Below are 3,203 nucleotides of genomic sequence, written 5' to 3' on the forward strand. Positions count from 1 at the left end.
CGTCCGCCGCGCCGCCGAACGCCACACCGCTTCCATGGCCGAGCTGCCCGGCGCCGTGAACCGGCTGCAGCGCGGCGAGGCCGCCATTCCCACCGAATTCGAGGAGCAGCCATGACACGCGCACTGATCATCGTCGACGTCCAGAACGACTTCTGCGAGGGAGGCGCCCTGGCCGTCGACGGCGGAGCGAAAACTGCCGCCGACATCAGCGAACATTTGGAGACCCGGCCGGACGAATACGACGTCGTGGTCGCGACCCAGGACTGGCACGTGGATCCGGGCAGCCACTTCTCCGACGAGCCGGACTTCGTGGACAGCTGGCCGCGGCACTGCGTCGCCGGTACCCGCGGGGCGGACCTGCATCCCGACCTGGACACCGACCGGATCGACGCCTACTTCCGCAAGGGCCAGTACGACGCCGGCTACTCCGGCTTCGACGGACTGCTGGCACCGGCGGACGAGGTGGCCACCGGGGAGCGCGAGGGCGACGAGGAGGAAGAGCTGGTCGAGATGCCCAGCCTGGACGACTGGCTGCAGGAGCACGGGGTGGACGAGGTGGTGGTGGCCGGGCTGGCGACCGACTACTGCGTCCGCCAGACCGCCCTCGACGCCGCCCAGGCCGGCTACGCCACCGCCGTGAACCTGGCGCTGTCGTCGGGAATCAACGCCGGGCGCGTCGAGAAGACGTTGGCCGAATTCAGCGACTACGGCATCGACGTCATCGAGTAGCCGGCCGGCCGCCGGCTACTTCCGGCCAATGAACCAGTCCTGGAGCTTCTTCAGGCGCCGGTTCAGCTGCTCCTCGTTGGCCTGGGCCACCGGCGGGCCGCCGCAGACCCGGCGCAGCTCGGAGTGGACCACGCCGTGCGGCATGCCGGAGCGCGCCGACCAGGCGGACACGTTCTTGGCCAGCTGGTTGCGGAGTTCGGTCAGCTGCCGGTGGTCAACCACGGCCGGGGCCGGCTCGGGATCCGCGGCCCCGCCCGAACGCTTGCGTTTGCGCGACTGCTGTTCCTGCTGGCGCTGGCGCAGCAGCATGCCCACCTGCTCCGCGTCCAGCAGCCCCGGAATGCCCAGGAAGTCCAGTTCCTCTTCGCTGCCGAGCTCTCCCCCGGTGCCGAACTCGGCGCCGTCGAACAGCACGCGGTCGAAGGACGCCTGGGAGTCCAGCGCTTCGAACTTCTGCTTGGTCAGCGCATCCGAGGCCGACTCTTCCCGGTTGGCCTGCTCCATCAGGGCCTCTTCGGGTATGAAGCCCTCGTCGTTGTCCTTGTCCGGCCGGTCCAGCGCGTGGTCGCGCTCCAGCTCCATCTGGTTGGCCAATTCCATCAGGTTCGGCACCGACGGAAGGAACACCGACGCCGTTTCGCCGCGCTTCCGGGCGCGCACGAAGCGGCCCACCGCCTGCGCGAAGAACAGCGGGGTGGCCGTCGAGGTGGCGTAGACCCCGACCGAGAGGCGGGGCACGTCCACGCCTTCGGAGACCATGCGGACGGCGACCATCCAGCGGCTGTCGCCGGCGGAAAAGGCCTCGATCTTTTCGGAGGCACCGGCGTCGTCGGAGAGGATAACGGTGGCGGATTCCCCGGTGATCTTCTTCAGCTGGCCGGCGTAGGCCCGCGCGTCCTCGTGGTCGGTGGCGATCACCAGCCCGCCGGCGTCGGGCACCGCCCGGCGGACCTCGGTCAGCCGCTTGTCGGCGGCCGCAAGCACCGACGGGATCCATTGCCCCTGCGGGTTCAGCGCCGTGCGCCAGGCCTGCGCGGTGATGTCCTTGGTGACCGCGGCCTCGCCGAGCGACGCGGCGTACTCGTCCCCGGAACTGGTGCGCCAGCGCATCTGCCCGGAGTACGCCATGAACATGACCGGGCGCACCACGTGGTCGCGGAGGGCGCTGCCGTAGCCGTAGGTGTAGTCCGCCCGCGAGCGGCGGATGCCGTCCTTGTCCTCGGCATACTCCACGAACGGGATCGCCGCCGTATCCGAGCGGAACGGGGTGCCGGTCAGCGCCAGGCGCCGGGCGGCGGGTTCGAACGCCTCGCGGATGCCGTCGCCCCAGCTGAGGGCGTCGCCGCCGTGGTGGATCTCGTCGAGGATCACCAGCGTCTTGGCGGCCTCGGTCTTGGCCCGGTGCAACAGCGGCTTCATGGCCACCTGCGCGTAGGTAACGGCGACGCCGATGAAATCGCGGCCGTGCGAACCGTCCGAGTTCTTGAAGTTCGGATCGATCGCCAGCCCCACGCGCGCCGCGGCGTCCGCCCACTGGCGCTTGAGGTGGTCGGTGGGGGCGACGACGGTGATCCGGTTGACGATCCCCCGGTCCACCAGTTCGGTGGCCACGCGCAGCGCGAAGGTCGTCTTGCCCGCGCCGGGGGTAGCCACGGCCAGGAAATCCTGCGGGGCCATCTCGAAGTACTTCTGCAGGGCCTCGGCCTGCCATTGGCGCAGTTTGGGGGCGGTGCCCCAGGCGGCCCGTTCCGGGTAAGCCGGCGGCAGCACCGGTCCGGCGCCGAATAGTGTGTCGTTGCTCATGTGCCGGCCTCCTCCCGTTGTTCCTGTCCGTTTCCAATCCGTTCCCCGCTGCGCCAGCCGGTGGCGATCCCGCCCGCCGCCACCACGGCCAGCACCAGCCAAATGACCACGTAGACGCCCACCGAGCCCGGGTTGTCCGGATCCCGCAGCAGCGCGAACAATCCGCCCGCCCCGGCGGTACCCACCACGCCGCCCAGCTGGTCGGCCAGCTGCAGCGACGCGGAGTTCCGTCCGCGCTCCTGGGGGGCGGACAGCTTCAGCACCATCACGGACGTGGTGGACAAGGCCATGCCCATCGAGAACCCGGCCAGCGCCCAGACGACGATGAGCGCCGCGAGCGGCACCGACGGCGCGGACACCAGCGCCATCAGCCCCATGCAGGCGGCCAGGATGCCGGATCCGATCACCAGCATCCGGTGCCGGGCGGTCTCGACGCGTGCCTGCAGCCAGGAGCCGATGCTCCAGCCAACCGCGCCGGCCGTCAGGGCCAGGCCCGCGGTGGCCGGCGAGATGCCGTGCGCCGCCACCAGCATCAACGGGATGAACGCCTCGGCGCCGAAGAACGCCAGGTTGATCAGTCCGCGGGTGGCGATCACGCTGGGCAGCCCGCGGCGCAGCCGCAAGGTGCCCGGCGGCATCAGCTTGGGCAGCGCCGCCAGCGCCAGCACCAC

3 protein-coding genes are annotated in these 3,203 nt (G+C 70.6%); 1 reads left to right on the plus strand and 2 read right to left on the minus strand.

From position 1 onward, the window contains the following. The first annotated feature begins 111 nt into the window (after positions 1-111). Positions 112-729, plus strand: coding sequence for an isochorismatase family protein (locus tag AC5RUJ_RS13230; RefSeq protein ID WP_494129026.1), 618 nt, complete (start codon positions 112-114; stop codon positions 727-729). A gap of 15 nt (positions 730-744) precedes the next feature. Here AC5RUJ_RS13230 and AC5RUJ_RS13235 read toward each other — a convergent pair whose 3' ends face one another. Further along, a complete protein-coding gene (locus AC5RUJ_RS13235; protein WP_494000106.1) occupies positions 745-2,532 on the minus strand; it encodes a DEAD/DEAH box helicase in 1,788 nt (595 codons plus the stop codon). Beyond that, the coding region (locus AC5RUJ_RS13240; RefSeq protein WP_494155982.1) for an MFS transporter at positions 2,529-3,203 on the minus strand (675 nt) is incomplete at its 5' end. The genes AC5RUJ_RS13240 and AC5RUJ_RS13235, both read right to left, overlap by 4 nt.

This window comes from Arthrobacter sp. Y3223164 (assembly GCF_059091005.1).